This is a genomic window from Enorma sp., assembly GCF_982429025.1.
The window spans coordinates 1-12933 of sequence record NZ_CEWCAA010000053.1; the positions used below are offsets into that span (position 1 = coordinate 1).

The 12933-nt window shown below is 64.0% G+C and carries 17 protein-coding genes; 15 read left to right on the plus strand and 2 right to left on the minus strand.

All coding sequences use genetic code 11. The features are described from left to right. The first annotated feature begins 369 nt into the window (after positions 1 to 369). The 13 genes from rplC (at position 370) to AC1VS5_RS08310 (ending at position 6800) form a co-directional block, all read left to right on the plus strand. On the plus strand, positions 370 to 990 hold the full coding sequence (gene rplC, locus AC1VS5_RS08250; RefSeq protein WP_287746304.1) for a 50S ribosomal protein L3: 621 nt from the start codon (positions 370 to 372) through the stop codon (positions 988 to 990). A 46-nt stretch (positions 991 to 1036) separates the two neighbouring features. Continuing rightward, complete coding sequence (rplD, locus tag AC1VS5_RS08255) at positions 1037 to 1663, plus strand: 50S ribosomal protein L4 (RefSeq protein WP_019127882.1); 627 nt, start codon at positions 1037 to 1039, stop codon at positions 1661 to 1663. Further along, a complete protein-coding gene (gene rplW, locus AC1VS5_RS08260) occupies positions 1664 to 1951 on the plus strand; it encodes a 50S ribosomal protein L23 (protein WP_022349933.1) in 288 nt (95 codons plus the stop codon). It abuts the gene before it with no gap. Positions 1952 to 2108: 157 nt separating this feature from the next. Next, the gene (rplB, locus tag AC1VS5_RS08265) at positions 2109 to 2939 is read left to right on the plus strand and encodes a 50S ribosomal protein L2 (protein WP_481218319.1); all 831 of its coding nucleotides are present in this window, start codon (positions 2109 to 2111) and stop codon (positions 2937 to 2939) included. A gap of 29 nt (positions 2940 to 2968) precedes the next feature. Beyond that, entirely contained in the window at positions 2969 to 3229 is a 261-nt protein-coding gene (gene rpsS / locus AC1VS5_RS08270) for a 30S ribosomal protein S19 (protein ID WP_022349932.1), read from the plus strand. Positions 3230 to 3243: 14 nt separating this feature from the next. Continuing rightward, on the plus strand, positions 3244 to 3615 hold the full coding sequence (rplV, locus tag AC1VS5_RS08275) for a 50S ribosomal protein L22 (protein WP_019127886.1): 372 nt from the start codon (positions 3244 to 3246) through the stop codon (positions 3613 to 3615). Positions 3616 to 3620: 5 nt separating this feature from the next. Then, complete coding sequence (rpsC, locus tag AC1VS5_RS08280; RefSeq protein ID WP_019127887.1) at positions 3621 to 4334, plus strand: 30S ribosomal protein S3; 714 nt, start codon at positions 3621 to 3623, stop codon at positions 4332 to 4334. Beyond that, positions 4334 to 4762: a 50S ribosomal protein L16 gene (gene rplP / locus AC1VS5_RS08285; protein WP_019127888.1), complete on the plus strand. Its 429-nt coding sequence runs from the start codon at positions 4334 to 4336 to the stop codon at positions 4760 to 4762. Before rpsC ends, rplP begins: the two co-directional genes overlap by 1 nt. Beyond that, entirely contained in the window at positions 4762 to 4977 is a 216-nt protein-coding gene (rpmC, locus tag AC1VS5_RS08290; RefSeq protein ID WP_019127889.1) for a 50S ribosomal protein L29, read from the plus strand. The genes rplP and rpmC overlap by 1 nt, the downstream gene beginning before the upstream one ends. A gap of 16 nt (positions 4978 to 4993) precedes the next feature. Next, positions 4994 to 5257: a 30S ribosomal protein S17 gene (rpsQ, locus tag AC1VS5_RS08295; RefSeq protein ID WP_019127890.1), complete on the plus strand. Its 264-nt coding sequence runs from the start codon at positions 4994 to 4996 to the stop codon at positions 5255 to 5257. A gap of 112 nt (positions 5258 to 5369) precedes the next feature. After that, on the plus strand, positions 5370 to 5738 hold the full coding sequence (rplN, locus tag AC1VS5_RS08300; RefSeq protein WP_019239652.1) for a 50S ribosomal protein L14: 369 nt from the start codon (positions 5370 to 5372) through the stop codon (positions 5736 to 5738). Positions 5739 to 5755: 17 nt separating this feature from the next. Next, complete coding sequence (gene rplX / locus AC1VS5_RS08305; protein WP_019127892.1) at positions 5756 to 6082, plus strand: 50S ribosomal protein L24; 327 nt, start codon at positions 5756 to 5758, stop codon at positions 6080 to 6082. A gap of 340 nt (positions 6083 to 6422) precedes the next feature. Beyond that, positions 6423 to 6800, plus strand: a complete 378-nt coding sequence (locus tag AC1VS5_RS08310) for a RidA family protein (RefSeq protein WP_481218320.1) — start codon at positions 6423 to 6425, stop codon at positions 6798 to 6800. Positions 6801 to 7220: 420 nt separating this feature from the next. Here AC1VS5_RS08310 and AC1VS5_RS08315 read toward each other — a convergent pair whose 3' ends face one another. Together AC1VS5_RS08315 and AC1VS5_RS08320 are read right to left on the minus strand one after the other, a co-directional pair. Beyond that, complete coding sequence (locus AC1VS5_RS08315; protein WP_481218321.1) at positions 7221 to 8072, minus strand: RluA family pseudouridine synthase; 852 nt, start codon at positions 8070 to 8072, stop codon at positions 7221 to 7223. A 2-nt stretch (positions 8073 to 8074) separates the two neighbouring features. Beyond that, complete coding sequence (locus AC1VS5_RS08320; protein WP_481218322.1) at positions 8075 to 10576, minus strand: U32 family peptidase; 2502 nt, start codon at positions 10574 to 10576, stop codon at positions 8075 to 8077. Positions 10577 to 10886: 310 nt separating this feature from the next. Here AC1VS5_RS08320 and AC1VS5_RS08325 point away from each other — a divergent pair, with 310 nt between their 5' ends. Both AC1VS5_RS08325 and AC1VS5_RS08330 read left to right on the plus strand, forming a co-directional pair. Next, entirely contained in the window at positions 10887 to 12092 is a 1206-nt protein-coding gene (locus AC1VS5_RS08325) for a MalY/PatB family protein (RefSeq protein WP_481218323.1), read from the plus strand. Between the two features lie 9 nt (positions 12093 to 12101). Then, a partial coding sequence (locus AC1VS5_RS08330; protein WP_481218324.1) for an MFS transporter occupies positions 12102 to 12933 on the plus strand: 832 nt, incomplete at its 3' end.

Here is a 12933-nt window from a genome sequence, read left to right on the forward strand (position 1 = left end):
CCCCCGTATCGGGGTGCAAGCGCAGGGCCGCCGGGCATTCCCTCCGCGCGAGTTCCGCAGCCCGTGAGGCGAGGCCTCACGGGCGAGGACTGCTCGAAGCGCGGAAGGAACGCCCGGCGGCCCGCAGGGACCGCGCACCGCGTGAAGACTTTGTGGAAGCTAAGGGATACGCCCGCCCCCGTGTATACTACTGAAGCTGTGCCTTTATGGGGAGGATTCTGTCTCGCCGGTGTGGACCAAATATGGGTTGCACGGTCTAGCAGGGGAGATGGAACTCAAACCGGCGGCACATCTGTCGGAGTGGTCCGCTGGGGGCGAGTGCAAGGGGTGCTCGCAGGTCCCAAGACCACAGAGGGTTAGGATCATTGAATGATCAAGATGATTCTCGGCCGCAAGATCGGTATGACCCAGGTGTGGGACGACGACGATAACGTCGTGCCCGTCACGGTCATCCAGGCTGGCCCCTGCGCCGTCTCGCAGGTTAAAACTCAGGCGACCGATGGCTACGACGCCGTGCAGATCGGCTTCGGAGACATCAAGGCTAAGAACGTGAACAAGCCCATGGCTGGTCACTTCGCCAAGGCCGGCGTCGAGCCCGTGCGCTACCTGCGCGAGGTCCGCGTCGAGAACGGCGAGGACCACAAGGTCGGCGAGACCGTCACCGTCGCCGATTTCGAGGGCGTCGCCAAGGTCGACGTCATCGGCACCTCCAAGGGCAAGGGCTTCCAGGGTCGCATCAAGCGCTGGGGTCAGCGCCGCGGTCCCATGACCCACGGTTCTCACTTCAAGCGTCACCCGGGCTCCATCGGCCAGTGCGCCTACCCGGCGCGCGTCCTCAAGGGCGTTAAGATGGCCGGTCACATGGGCAACGAGCGCGTGACCGTCAAGAACCTGACCGTTGTCCGCATCGATGCCGACCAGAACCTCATGCTCGTGAAGGGTGCCGTTCCCGGTGCCAAGAACGGCCTGGTCGCCATCCGTATGGCGTAATCGCTACCGTGTAGATAAGCCACGTCATACCAAGGAGAACACTTACATGTCTAAGTTTGAAGTAAAGAACAGCGAGGGCAAGAAGGTCGCAGAGGCCGAGCTCGCTGCCGAGGTGTACGGCATCGAGCCGAACACCCACGTCATGCATCACATCGTGAAGTGCCAGATGGCCTCTTGGCGTTCCGGCACCCAGTCCACCAAGGGCCGCAGCGAGGTCTCTGGCGGTGGCGCCAAGCCGTGGCGCCAGAAGGGCACCGGTCGTGCCCGCCAGGGTTCCATCCGCGCCGGCCAGTGGCGTCACGGTGGCGTCATCCACGGCCCCAAGCCGCGTCTGTACACCAAGCGCATGAACAACAAAGAGGTCAAGCTCGCCATGCGCTCCGCGCTTTCCGCTAAGGTGCGCGACAACGAGCTCGTGCTCGTGGACGACTACGGCTTCGAGAAGCCGTCCACCAAGGCCGCCGTCGCTATGCTCAAGGCCCTGGGCCTCGAGGGCAAGCGCCTCACCATCATCGTTCGCGACGATGACATCAACGCGTTCCTGTCCTTCCGCAACATCCCCAAGACGTTCATCATCACGCCGTCCGAGGCCAACACCTACGACCTCATCAACAACGGCGCCCTGCTGATGCCCGCCGACGTTGCCGCTCACTTCGGGGAGGTGCTTGCATAAATGACCGCCCACGAGATCATCATCCGCCCGATCGTGTCTGAGCGCTCCTTCGACCTCATGGAGGAGAACAAGTACACCTTCGAGGTTGCTCGCGATGCCAACAAGTACCAGATCAAGGACGCCGTCGAGGAGCTCTTCAACGTTAAGGTCACCTCGGTGAACACCATCAACGTGAAGCCCAAGACCAAGCGCGTGCGCTATGTGGCCGGCAAGACCCGTCAGTGGAAGAAGGCCATCGTCACGCTCGCCGAGGGCGACTCGATCGAGATCTACGGCAACCAGGCCTAAGGCCTGCGCCTTGGCTTACCGCCTCGGCGGTAAGCGTATCGGGCGCTTGAGATAGAGCCGCCCGGTACCGTGGTAATCCGGTGTCAGCACACCCTGGGGCGATGAGCCCCGCATCCCTGATGTGCTGGCCAACGGAAAGAGATGAAAGGGATTCCCAATGGCTGTTAAACACCTCAAGCCGACCAGCGCGGGTCGCCGTTGGCAGACGATCTCGGACTTCGCCGAGATCACGACCAACAAGCCCGAGAAGTCGCTTCTCGAGCCGCTGCCCAAGAAGGCCGGTCGCAACAACCAGGGCCGCATCACGGTCCGTCATCAGGGCGGTGGCGTGAAGCGCCGTTACCGTCGCATCGACTTCAAGCGCAACAAGGACGGCGTGCCCGCCAAGGTTGCCACGATCGAGTACGACCCCAACCGTTCCGCCCGCATCGCGCTGCTCCACTATGTGGACGGCGAGAAGCGCTACATCCTGTGCCCGAAGGGCCTCCAGGTGGGCGATACGGTCCTCTCTGGCTCCGATGCCGACATCAAGCCGGGCAACGCCCTGCCCCTCGCCGACATCCCCGTGGGTACGCTCATCCACGCGGTTGAGTTCCAGCCGGGCAAGGGCGCTGCGATCGCCCGCTCCGCCGGCAACTCCTGCCAGCTCATGGGCAAGGAGGGCAAGTACGCCATCCTGCGCATGCCTTCTTCCGAGATGCGCCGCGTGCTCATCACCTGCCGCGCCACGGTGGGCGAGGTCGGCAACGCCGATCACTCCAACATCGTGATCGGCAAGGCCGGCCGTAAGCGCCACATGAACGTGCGCCCGACCGTCCGTGGTACCGTCATGAACCCGGTCGACCACCCGCACGGCGGCGGCGAGGGCAAGAACCACACCTCTGGTCGCCCGTCCGTCACCCCGTGGGGCAAGCCGACCAAGGGCTACCGCACGCGCAAGAAGAACAAGGCTTCCAACAGCCTCATCATCCGTCGTCGCAAGAAGTAGCGAAAGATTCCGAGAAGGAGTAAGCCACTATGAGCAGAAGTCTCAAGAAAGGGCCGTTCGTGGAAGCTCGCCTGCTCTCGCGTATCGTCGCGATGAACGAGGCTGGCAAGAAGGACGTCGTGAAGACCTGGTCTCGCGCGTCCACGATCTTCCCCGAGATGGTCGGCCACACCATCGCCGTGCACGATGGCCGCAAGCATGTGCCCGTGTACGTCACCGAGTCCATGGTCGGTCACAAGCTCGGCGAGTTCGCACCCACCCGTACGTTCCGCGGTCACAAGGCCAAGTAGGGGGTTTCACGTAAATGGCAACTAAAGCTACCGATACCGAGACCCGCGAGGTCCGCGCCGTCGCCAAGTTCGTGCGCGTCTCGCCGTACAAGGCTCGCCTCGTGGTCGATCTCATCCGTCGCAAGTCTGTTGAGCAGGCTTTCGACATCCTGCATTTCTGCGAGCGCGCCGTCGCGGTCGACGTGGAGAAGGTTCTCCGCTCCGCCGTGGCCAACGCCCAGAACAATCACGGCATGCGCGCCGACGACCTCGTCATCGCCGCTGCCTATGTGGACGAGGGCCCCACGCTTAAGCGCATCCGTCCTCGCGCCAAGGGCTCCGCTTCGCGCATCCTGAAGCGCACGAGCCACATCACCATCGTCGTCGCTCCGCGAAAGGAGGCATAAGCACAATGGGTCAGAAAGTCTACCCCACCGGTTTCCGTCTCGGCATCACCGAGAACTGGCGCTCCCGCTGGTTCGCTGGCGACAAGGACTACGCCAAGACCCTCGGTAACGATCTCGAGCTCCGCAAGTACCTGACCAAGCGCCTCCGTCGTGCCGCCGTCTCCCGCGTGGAGATCGAGCGTGCTGGTGACAAGGTTAAGGTCATCATCTACACCGCTCGCCCGGGCATCGTCATCGGCAAGAAGGGCTCCGAGATCGATCAGATCCGCGGTGAGCTCGAGAAGGTCGCCGGTGTCTCCAAGGGCCAGCTCTCCGTCGACGTCATCGAGATCAAGCGTCCCGAGCTCGACGCCGTCCTCGTTGCCCAGTCCATCGCTGAGCAGCTCGAGGGCCGTGTGGCCTTCCGTCGCGCCATGCGCAAGGCTGTCCAGTCTGCCCGCAAGGCCGGCGCCAAGGGTATTCGTATCCAGTGCTCCGGTCGTCTCGGCGGCGCCGAGATGGGCCGTCGCGAGTGGTACCGCGAGGGTCGCGTGCCGCTGCACACCCTCCGTGCCAAGATCGACTACGGCACGGCCACCGCTCGCACCACCATGGGTTCCTGCGGTGTCAAGGTTTGGATCTACCTGGGCGAGAAGCTTCCCGGCCAGCCCGTCCCGAACCCGGCGCTCGAGGGTTCCTCGCGTCCGCGTCGTCGTAACTCCGAGAGGAGGGGTCAGTAGTGCTTGCCCCTAAGCGTGTTCTTCACCGCAAGGTGCAGCGTGGCTCCATGAAGGGCCAGGCCAAGGGTAACACCAAGCTGCATTTCGGTGATTATGGCATCAAGGCCCTTGAGGCCCATTGGATCACCAACCGTCAGATCGAGGCCGCTCGTGTTGCCATGACCCGTTACATGCGTCGTGGCGGCCGTGTGTTCATCACGATCTTCCCCGACAAACCCATCACCAAGAAGCCCGCTGAGACCCGCATGGGTTCCGGTAAGGGTAATCCCGAGGAGTGGGTGGCCGTCGTGAAGCCGGGTCGCATCATGTTCGAGATTTCCGGCGTGTCCGAGGAGATTGCCCGCGAGGCCCTGCGTCTGGCCCAGCACAAGCTCCCCATTAAGACCAAGATCGTGGCCCGCGCTGACCAGGACGGGGAGGATAAGTAATGAAGCCCGCAGAGATTCGTGAGCTTTCCGACGAGCAGCTCGCCGAAAAGCTGAAGGAAGGTCGAGCCGAGCTCTTCAACCTTCGTTTCCAGATGGCCACGAGCCAGCTTGACAACACCGCTCGCGTCAAGACCGTGAAGAAGGACATCGCGCGTGTTCTCACCGAGCAGCGCGCCCGCGAGATCGCGGCTGAGAAGTCCGCTGCGGCAGAGTAGAGCTTGAGGAGATAACATGAGCGATACCACGCGTAATTCGCGTAAGGTCCGTACGGGCACGGTCGTCTCCATCTCGGGCAACAAGACCATCGTTGTCCAGACCATGGAGCGCAAGCGTCATCCCAAGTACGGCAAGATGATGACCTTTACCAAGAAGCTTCATGCACACGATGAGGAGTGCACTGCCGGCGTGGGCGACCGTGTTCGCGTCATGGAGACCCGTCCTCTGTCCAAGATGAAGCGCTGGCGTCTCGTCGAGATCATCGAGCGCGCCAAGTAGGCTGCTTTGATTGTTCGCACCAGTGACGTGCGCGGGTGCGGCTCCCGTAGAGCCCCGGTTCTCGGCATGAGCTCCGCGCACCTCTCGCTGGCCTAAGTTCGGAGGAACTACCATGATTCAAATGCAAACCATGCTGAACGTCGCCGATAACTCCGGTGCGCGCAAGGTTCGCTGCATCAAGGTGCTCGGTGGCTCCAAGCGCCGTTATGCGGGAATCGGTGACGTGATCGTGGCTGCCGTCCAGGAGGCCACGCCTGGCGCCAACGTCAAGAAGAAGGACGTTGTGAAGTGCGTCGTCGTTCGTACTGTGAAGGAGGTCCGTCGCAAGGACGGTTCCTACATTCGCTTCGACGACAACGCTTGCGTCGTCATCAACAACGACGGCTCGCCGGTGGGCACCCGTATCTTCGGGCCCGTGGCGCGCGAGCTGCGTGACAAGAAGTACATGAAGATCGTCTCGCTTGCTCCCGAGACCCTGTAAGGAAAGGAGAGACAGACATGCCTAAGATGCAAATCAAGAAGGGCGACACCGTCAAGATTCTCTCCGGCAAGGATCGCGGCAAGCAGGGCACCGTTCTGCGCGCGTACCCCGCCGAGGGCAAGATCAAGGTGGAGGGCGTGGCCGTCGTCAAGAAGGCCGTCCGTCCCAACCAGCAGAACCAGCAGGGCGGCATCGTCTCGCAGGAGGCCAAGTTCGACGCTTCCAACGCGATGCTCGTGTGCCCCAAGTGCGGTGCTGCTACTCGCGTCGGCCACAAGCAGGGCGAGCTCGATGGTCACAAGACCTCGATTCGCGTCTGCAAGAAGTGCGGTCACGAGTTCTAAGCTGAGTCCTAGACTCCCACCGGAAGGCCCCGGAAGGTTCCTTCGCGCGTGGTCCTCGCCGCTCGGCAGAGCCGAGCGGCTGCGGGAAACGCGCTCAGGAATCCTTCCGGGGCCTTCCTGCGTTTACGGGCTCGCGGCGGGGTGTGGAGGATGGAAGGGGCCTGGGGGCTCGGCGCTTCGCGCCATTGCCCCTGCGTGGGGCACGTGCGTGCGATGGCTTGGGGGCTCGCGCTTCGCGCATCGGCCCGTGCGGGGGGCGCCTACGTTCTTGTTGTGCGGGATGGCTGGAGTAAGGTATTACGATATAGGGGACGTACCGTACGGCTACCAGGAGGTCTCGATGAACAAGGAAGCGATCGTTTCGAGCAAGGCGCCGGCGGCCTTGGGGCCGTATTCATCGGCGGTCAAGGTGGGGGATACGCTCTATCTGTCTGGCCAGCTTGGTTTGGACCCGATGACGAACGAGCTCAAGGCCGGCGTCGAGGCGCAGGCGGAGCAGGCTTTGACGAACATCGCCGCGATTCTGGGCGAGGTGGGGGCAACGATGCAACAGGTTGTAAAAAGCACCGTGCTCCTAGCTGACATCAACGACTTTGCTGCGGTTAACGAGGTGTATGCGGGCCATTTCGAGGCCCCGTATCCCGCACGCAGTGCGTTTCAGGTGGCGGCTTTGCCTAAGGGCGCGCTGGTCGAGATCGAGGTCATCGCCGTTCTGTAGGTTGCTGCATGCGCAGGGAGCGGTCCAGGCTTGCATGCCTGGGTCACGCTGCGAGCGCGCCAAAGAAGCACTTAGTTTGTGCGGTCCGGGCTTGCAGGCTCGGGCCGCGCTTTGTTGTTATGGAGCCGCGTTGCGCTTGCGCGATTGGCGAATTCTTCCTGAGAAGGGCCAAATTGGCTAAAAATGTCGATTTCTGGCGCTGGAAGAAGCGAAGCTGGACGGGACGGACTCGCCCCACAGCACTATTTGTGGGATTGCGAGACGGTTAGCAGGTAGAACATGCGCCTCCGATCCGCCAAGAGGGTTCCGTGAAGGCCGCGACGCCCTCTCGACGCACGCGCGGATTGCCATAAATCGACATTTTTAGCCAAAAAGGACGGCTTCAATGAGCATACGGTCCGTTTCGAGCCGGTCATTCTGCTACATGTCGAAGAGGCGCGAGCACGAGCGGGGGAATAGATCGCGAAAACGCTTGGGAATGGGCGCGTGGATGTCCACCGGCGTGTGGGAAACAGGGTCGGTAAAGGCGAGTCGCCGTGCGTGGAGCATCAGGCCGCGCGTATCGCCTGCGCCATATAAAGCGTCACCGATGAGCGGGAAGCCCTCGTGTGCAAGATGGACGCGGATCTGATGTTTGCGACCGCTATATAGCCTGAGGTCGAGGAGGGTATACCAGCGACCGTCGATGCGCCTTCGGTCGAGCACGGTCGCTTCCGTGCGAGCGTCTTTCCCCGTGCGGCTCGCTCGCATGCGCCGCGCATCGTGCCGGTCCCTGCCAATCGGTACGTGAATATCTCGCTGATCCCAAGGTATGCGGCCCTCTGCAACGGCAAGGTAGTGCTTGCGCGCACCGTGCCCGGCGATCAGCGCATCGTAGTCACTTTGCGTGCGCTTGCAAATCGAAAAGAGCACGACGCCGGTCGTGTCGCGATCGAGCCGCTGGAGAGCCTGGGCCTCTGCTGCACATGTGGGCGCAACGTGGTCTATGGCTCCTCGTTCTACGGCACGGCGCACCAAGTCGGTGAGCGTTTTTGTACCCGTCCCGTCCCCATGGACGATGATGCCGGCGGGCTTGTCGACCGCGAGCAGTGTTTCGCTGACGTAGAGCACGCGAGGGGAGAGATTGGCTGGTACATCGCGCCTGTACGTGGCGCTTTCCTGCACGGCATACGGGCCGCTTCTGCGCACGGCATTTCTGGGTGCAGCGGACGTGCCGCCTCCATGCGCGCCATCTCCGCGTGAAGAGCGATGGGCGAAAGTCTGGTTTCCCATGGCTAATCGACGCCCACAAACAGGCAGCCCGACGAAGAGCCCTTCTGCCGGGGCGCGGGCTTGCGTCCGGCGCTCGCGGCGTCAAGCGCCCGGCGGGCGCGCTCGATCTGATCGGAGAGCTCCTCGGGCTCGAGCAAGGTGCCGTCAACGAGGAAGCGCCTCACGCCAGCGGCAAGGAGCGCAGGCATCTGGGGCGTAAGGTCCAGGGGATAGGCGTCGTACAGGCGCGAGCGGCCGTGGATGTCGGTGCGGACGGGCAGCATCTTGTTGTCGATGTTGTGGAGCGCGAGCTTGCGCATGCGCAGCGAGCAGCGGGCGCAGTCGTGAATGCATGCGTTTGCGACCTGCAGGATGCAGTGCTCGCTCGTCATGACGCGCGGCTTTCCGTATACGCAGATGCCGAGCGTAAGGGGGCTCACGGGGGCAATGCGCTCAATCTCGGCAAGCGAGAGCTCGGGGGAGAGCCAGGCGGCGCGGGCGCCTTCTCGGGCAAGGAGCTCAAGGCATGGCCGGTTGTGTGCGGGGATGCACGAGCGCACTTCGGCGAGCGCCGAGCGCTCCGCAGCAAGGGCAAGTTCGGAGATATTACCGACGGCGATGGCGGCGCCGGTTTCGACCCAGGAATCGAGCCGTTCGCGGTCGCCTGCGCGGCAGACCTCGTCAAGTACGGGAATGAGGCCGAGCTCGCGGGCTTGGGCGGGGGAGATGCCCGCCGCGACGAGGTCGTCGGTGGCCATATAGACTCGGTCGGCGCCTGCGCGGCGCGCAGCATCTGCCGCCTCGAGCGAAGTGGCGAGCGCGCACACCATCGCCTCTGCGCTTCGTGCGTCGTTGTGCTCGTTCGCAGAGCCCGCGACGCCGCGGTGCAAGGGAATGTCCAGGCGTTCGGCCAGCTCCGCGCGACGTCGGCTTGGGGCGAGAATGGCATCCTCGAGCAGGTCGCATGCGGCGGCTCGCACCTTGTGGACGGCGGAAAAGCCCATGCCACAGCCCTCATCGAGCTCGACGGAACAGGTCCGCATCTCAAACGGGCTCGAGCCCATGCGGCCAACGTGTTCTACGAGGTCGTCGGACGAGACGGGCCTGGTACGCGCCTTTTCAACCGTGAAACCCTGGGCGCATGCGGTGAGCGAGGGGTCGTCGCAGCAGAACAGCTCGACCTCGAACGGCTTGCCAAGGCGGGCGCGCACCCGCACATCGACGGGGCGCTTGCGCACGTCGTCGGCGCGGTCGATTGCCGCCTGGCTACGAATGATGCGCACGCGGCACCGCTTTCCGGGCGGTCGCGGGAGCTCGACATCGAGCATTTCGCCGGCGGCGGCATCACGGCGGGCGAGGGCCGTGAGGAACGTGTCCGGATCGTCGTCGTCGCGCAGCTCAAGGAGATCGCCTGTCCCAACGGGTGCGTCGAGTGCGAGGTGAGCGGTGCCCGCCGGCCCCTTGATGGCCGCCCGCAGGCGCTCCCCCTTGGTTTGGGGCTCGCGCGCGGTGAACCCGGCGACGCGGCCCACGAGCTCGCCTCGATTGTTCGATCGCTCGTAGCTCATCATGTCGTCGTCGGAGGTGCCGTCTTGGTACGCGTGCGTGAAGTCGCGGTTAAAGCAGCGCTTGAGCTGGCGCTTGCGAGCCGCCTGCTCCTTTTCGCCCGCATTCCGCCCCGCAAGGACGTCATCGAGCTCGCGGCGGTATACATCCGTTACCGAAAAAACGTAGTCGGCGGCCTTCATGCGCCCTTCGAGCTTGAGTGCCGAGGCGCCTGTGTCCACGAGCTGGGAGAGCAGGTCGGTCGTGCAGGTGTCGCGCGGGCAGAGCGGCCGACCGCGGCCGGGTGCCGAGATCTCGCGCCCCTGCTCGTCAATGAGCTCGTAGGGTAGGCGGCACGGCTGCGCACACATGCCGCGGTTGGCGGAGCGCCCGGCCTGGCAGAAGCTCGAGAGCAGACATACCCCGGAATAGCTGAAGCAGATGGAGCCGTGGGCGAATACCTCGAGGTCGATGCCGCACTGCTCGTGGATGGCGGCGATCTCGCCCAGGGAGAGCTCGCGCGACAGCGTCACGCGGTCGGCGCCCAGGCGCTCGCACCATGCGGCCCCGCGTGCGTCATGGATGTTCGCCTGGGTGGAGATGTGCGTCTCGATTTCGGGCATAAGCCGCTTTACTTCCGAGAAGAGGCCCCAGTCTTGAATGATGAAGGCGTCGGCGCCGAGTGCCGTGCACCGGCGGATGAGCTCGACCGCCTCGTCCATCTCGTCGTCTTTGATGACGATGTTGGTGGTTACATAGACGCGTGCGCCAGCAAGGTGCGCGGCCCGGCACGCGCGGGCGAATTCCTCGTCGGTGAAGTTCTCGGCCTTGCGCCGCGCGTTCATGGTTCCCATGCCGAGGTAGATGGCATCGGCGCCCGCCGCAAGGGCCGCTGCGAACGGCTTAGGGCCGCCTGCGGGGGCAAGGAGCTCCACGCGTCGCGCAAGGGACGGTGCTTGTTGAGTTGGGCGATCGACCATGGTTTCCTCTCTGAAACGGCAAAGATGTGCGCTTGTCTCGAAATGCCGTTGCGGTATCGTTGATGCCCGTGTCGTGGTTCGCGGACACCCGGTGCCCATGATTCATGTTCGGGTGGTTTGTGAATCGTAGACACCGGGTGTCTACGATTCACGGGCCACTCGAAGAGGTTCCAGGGCTTGGGCCTTGGCCTTATCTTGGCAGCGGGCATTGCTGAATCGGCGAATGTTCCTATTATAGGGAATGCACGAGGCTCTAGCCCTGCGCTCGCAGCTCTTGTCTGGATACCATCATGCGTGCAAAGGAGCCGCTATGACCTACGATTTCACAAGCATCATGGAGCGTCACGGGCAAGACGCGGTGGCCGTCGACGGTCTGGGCGCGCCCGGTGCCCCGGAGGCCCCGCAGGAGGGGTTCGACGCCATTCCCATGTGGGTGGCCGATATGAACTTTCCGGTGCTCCCCGCCATCCAAGACGCCATCGTCGCGCGCGTGAAGGAACCCCACTTCGGTTATTTCGATCCGCGGGACGAGTACTTCGAGCGCATCATTGCCTGGCAGCGCGACCGTAACGGCGTGACCGGGCTCGAACCGCAGCATATCGGATACGAGAACGGCGTGCTCGGCGGCCTCGTCTCCACGCTCCAGGCCTTCGCAGCGCCGGGCGATGCGGTGCTCTTGCACAGCCCTACGTATATCGGGTTTACCAAAAGCATCGAGAACGCCGGCTACAAGATTGTCTTATCGCCGCTCAAGCTCGACGAGGCGGGCATCTGGCGCATGGATTTCGACGATATGGAGCGAAAGCTCTCCGAGAACAAGATCCATGTCGCAGTGTTCTGCTCGCCGCATAACCCGTGCGGCCGCGTGTGGGAGCGCGACGAGATCGAGCGCGCCATGGAGCTCTACCGCACACACGGGTGCGTGGTGGTCTCGGACGAGATCTGGTCCGACATCATCCTGCCCGGCCACAAGCACGTGCCCACGCAGTCCGTCTCCGCCGACGCCCGCGAGCGCACCGTGGCCCTCTATGCGCCGAGCAAGACCTTCAGCCTTGCGGGGCTTGTGGGGAGCTACCACATCATCTACGGCGACTACCTGCGCGATCGCGTGCTCGCTCAGGCATCCAAGTGCCACTACAACAGCATGAACGTGCTCTCCATGCACGCCCTCATGGGTGCCTACGGCCCCGAGGGGCGCGTGTGGGTGGACGAGCTGACCGAGGTGCTCGGCGGCACCATCGATTGGGCGTGCACGTATATCGCTGAGCATTTCGAGGGCGTGCGGGTCGTGAAGCCGCAGGGCACCTACATGCTCTTCCTCGACTGCACTGCGTGGTGCGAGCAGCACGGCTGCGATGTGGGCGAGCTGCTTCGTGCCGGGTGGCGCGTGGGCGTGGCCTGGCAAGACGGCCGCCCCTTCCATGGCCCGTGCCACATTCGCATGAACCTTGCCCTTCCGCGCGCTCGCGTCGAAGAGGCGTTCGACCGCCTGAGCCGCTACGTGTTCGGCGCGTAGGTGAGCTTCATGCCTGCAGGACTCCTACCCATCATCTACCTCGCGTTCATCAGCTTGGGCCTGCCCGATTCCGCCATCGGGTCTGCGTGGCCCACGATGGCCCCCAGCCTTGGTGCGGGCATCTCGTGGGTGGGCGTGGTGACCATGATTATCTCGGCGGGAACCATCGTTTCGAGCCTTATGTCGGTGCGCGTGGTGGAGCGCTTCGGCACGGGGCGCGTCACAGTGGCGAGCGTGGCGCTCACGGCGGCGGCCCTCGTGGGCTTTTCCCAGTCCCAGGCGTTCTGGCAGCTTTGCCTCTGGGCGGTCCCCTATGGCCTTGGGGCGGGGGCCGTCGACGCGGCGCTCAACGCCTATGTCGCCGTGCATTACGAGTCGCAGCATATGAGCTGGCTTCATTGCATGTGGGGAGTCGGTGCGAGCGGCGGTCCCATGATCATGGCGCAGTGCCTCGAGCGAAGCACGTGGTCTACGGGCTTTCTCGTGCTCGGCGGCATACAGGTGGGCATCGCGCTGGTGCTTACCCTTTCGCTGCCCCTTTGGCGCGACCGCAAGCTGCCTCGCGTATCTGGGCGGCGGGCTGGGCGAGAGGCTGCGATCGGTGCGGCACCTGAGGCAGCCTTGCTCCATGTAGAAGCTGCGCGCGGTGCGGGCGCCCGCGCCCTGTCTGGAGCCACCGCGGCTGCGGGGGCGGGCGAGGTGCCCGGAGCCGCCGCCGCGTCCGGGGCGGGCGGGACGTCCGATGGTACGAGAGGGAAGCTCCCCGCTCGGCGCACCCATGCCCAGTTGCTTCGCTTTCCCGGTGTAAAGGCAGTGCTCGTCAGCTTCTTCTGCTACAGCG

What these genes read in the sequence shown, in the direction of transcription:
- AC1VS5_RS08320 (WP_481218322.1), bottom strand. Translation starts at nt 10,576, where the DNA reads ATGGTCGATCGCCCAACTCAACAAGCACCGTCCCTTGCGCGACGCGTG.
- AC1VS5_RS08325 (WP_481218323.1), top strand. Translation starts at nt 10,887, where the DNA reads ATGACCTACGATTTCACAAGCATCATGGAGCGTCACGGGCAAGACGCG.
- rplD (WP_019127882.1), top strand. Translation starts at nt 1,037, where the DNA reads ATGTCTAAGTTTGAAGTAAAGAACAGCGAGGGCAAGAAGGTCGCAGAG.
- rpmC (WP_019127889.1), top strand. Translation starts at nt 4,762, where the DNA reads ATGAAGCCCGCAGAGATTCGTGAGCTTTCCGACGAGCAGCTCGCCGAA.
- rpsS (WP_022349932.1), top strand. Translation starts at nt 2,969, where the DNA reads ATGAGCAGAAGTCTCAAGAAAGGGCCGTTCGTGGAAGCTCGCCTGCTC.
- rplC (WP_287746304.1), top strand. Translation starts at nt 370, where the DNA reads ATGATCAAGATGATTCTCGGCCGCAAGATCGGTATGACCCAGGTGTGG.
- rpsC (WP_019127887.1), top strand. Translation starts at nt 3,621, where the DNA reads ATGGGTCAGAAAGTCTACCCCACCGGTTTCCGTCTCGGCATCACCGAG.
- rplV (WP_019127886.1), top strand. Translation starts at nt 3,244, where the DNA reads ATGGCAACTAAAGCTACCGATACCGAGACCCGCGAGGTCCGCGCCGTC.
- rpsQ (WP_019127890.1), top strand. Translation starts at nt 4,994, where the DNA reads ATGAGCGATACCACGCGTAATTCGCGTAAGGTCCGTACGGGCACGGTC.
- AC1VS5_RS08310 (WP_481218320.1), top strand. Translation starts at nt 6,423, where the DNA reads ATGAACAAGGAAGCGATCGTTTCGAGCAAGGCGCCGGCGGCCTTGGGG.
- rplW (WP_022349933.1), top strand. Translation starts at nt 1,664, where the DNA reads ATGACCGCCCACGAGATCATCATCCGCCCGATCGTGTCTGAGCGCTCC.
- rplX (WP_019127892.1), top strand. Translation starts at nt 5,756, where the DNA reads ATGCCTAAGATGCAAATCAAGAAGGGCGACACCGTCAAGATTCTCTCC.
- AC1VS5_RS08315 (WP_481218321.1), bottom strand. Translation starts at nt 8,072, where the DNA reads ATGGGAAACCAGACTTTCGCCCATCGCTCTTCACGCGGAGATGGCGCG.
- rplN (WP_019239652.1), top strand. Translation starts at nt 5,370, where the DNA reads ATGATTCAAATGCAAACCATGCTGAACGTCGCCGATAACTCCGGTGCG.
- rplB (WP_481218319.1), top strand. Translation starts at nt 2,109, where the DNA reads ATGGCTGTTAAACACCTCAAGCCGACCAGCGCGGGTCGCCGTTGGCAG.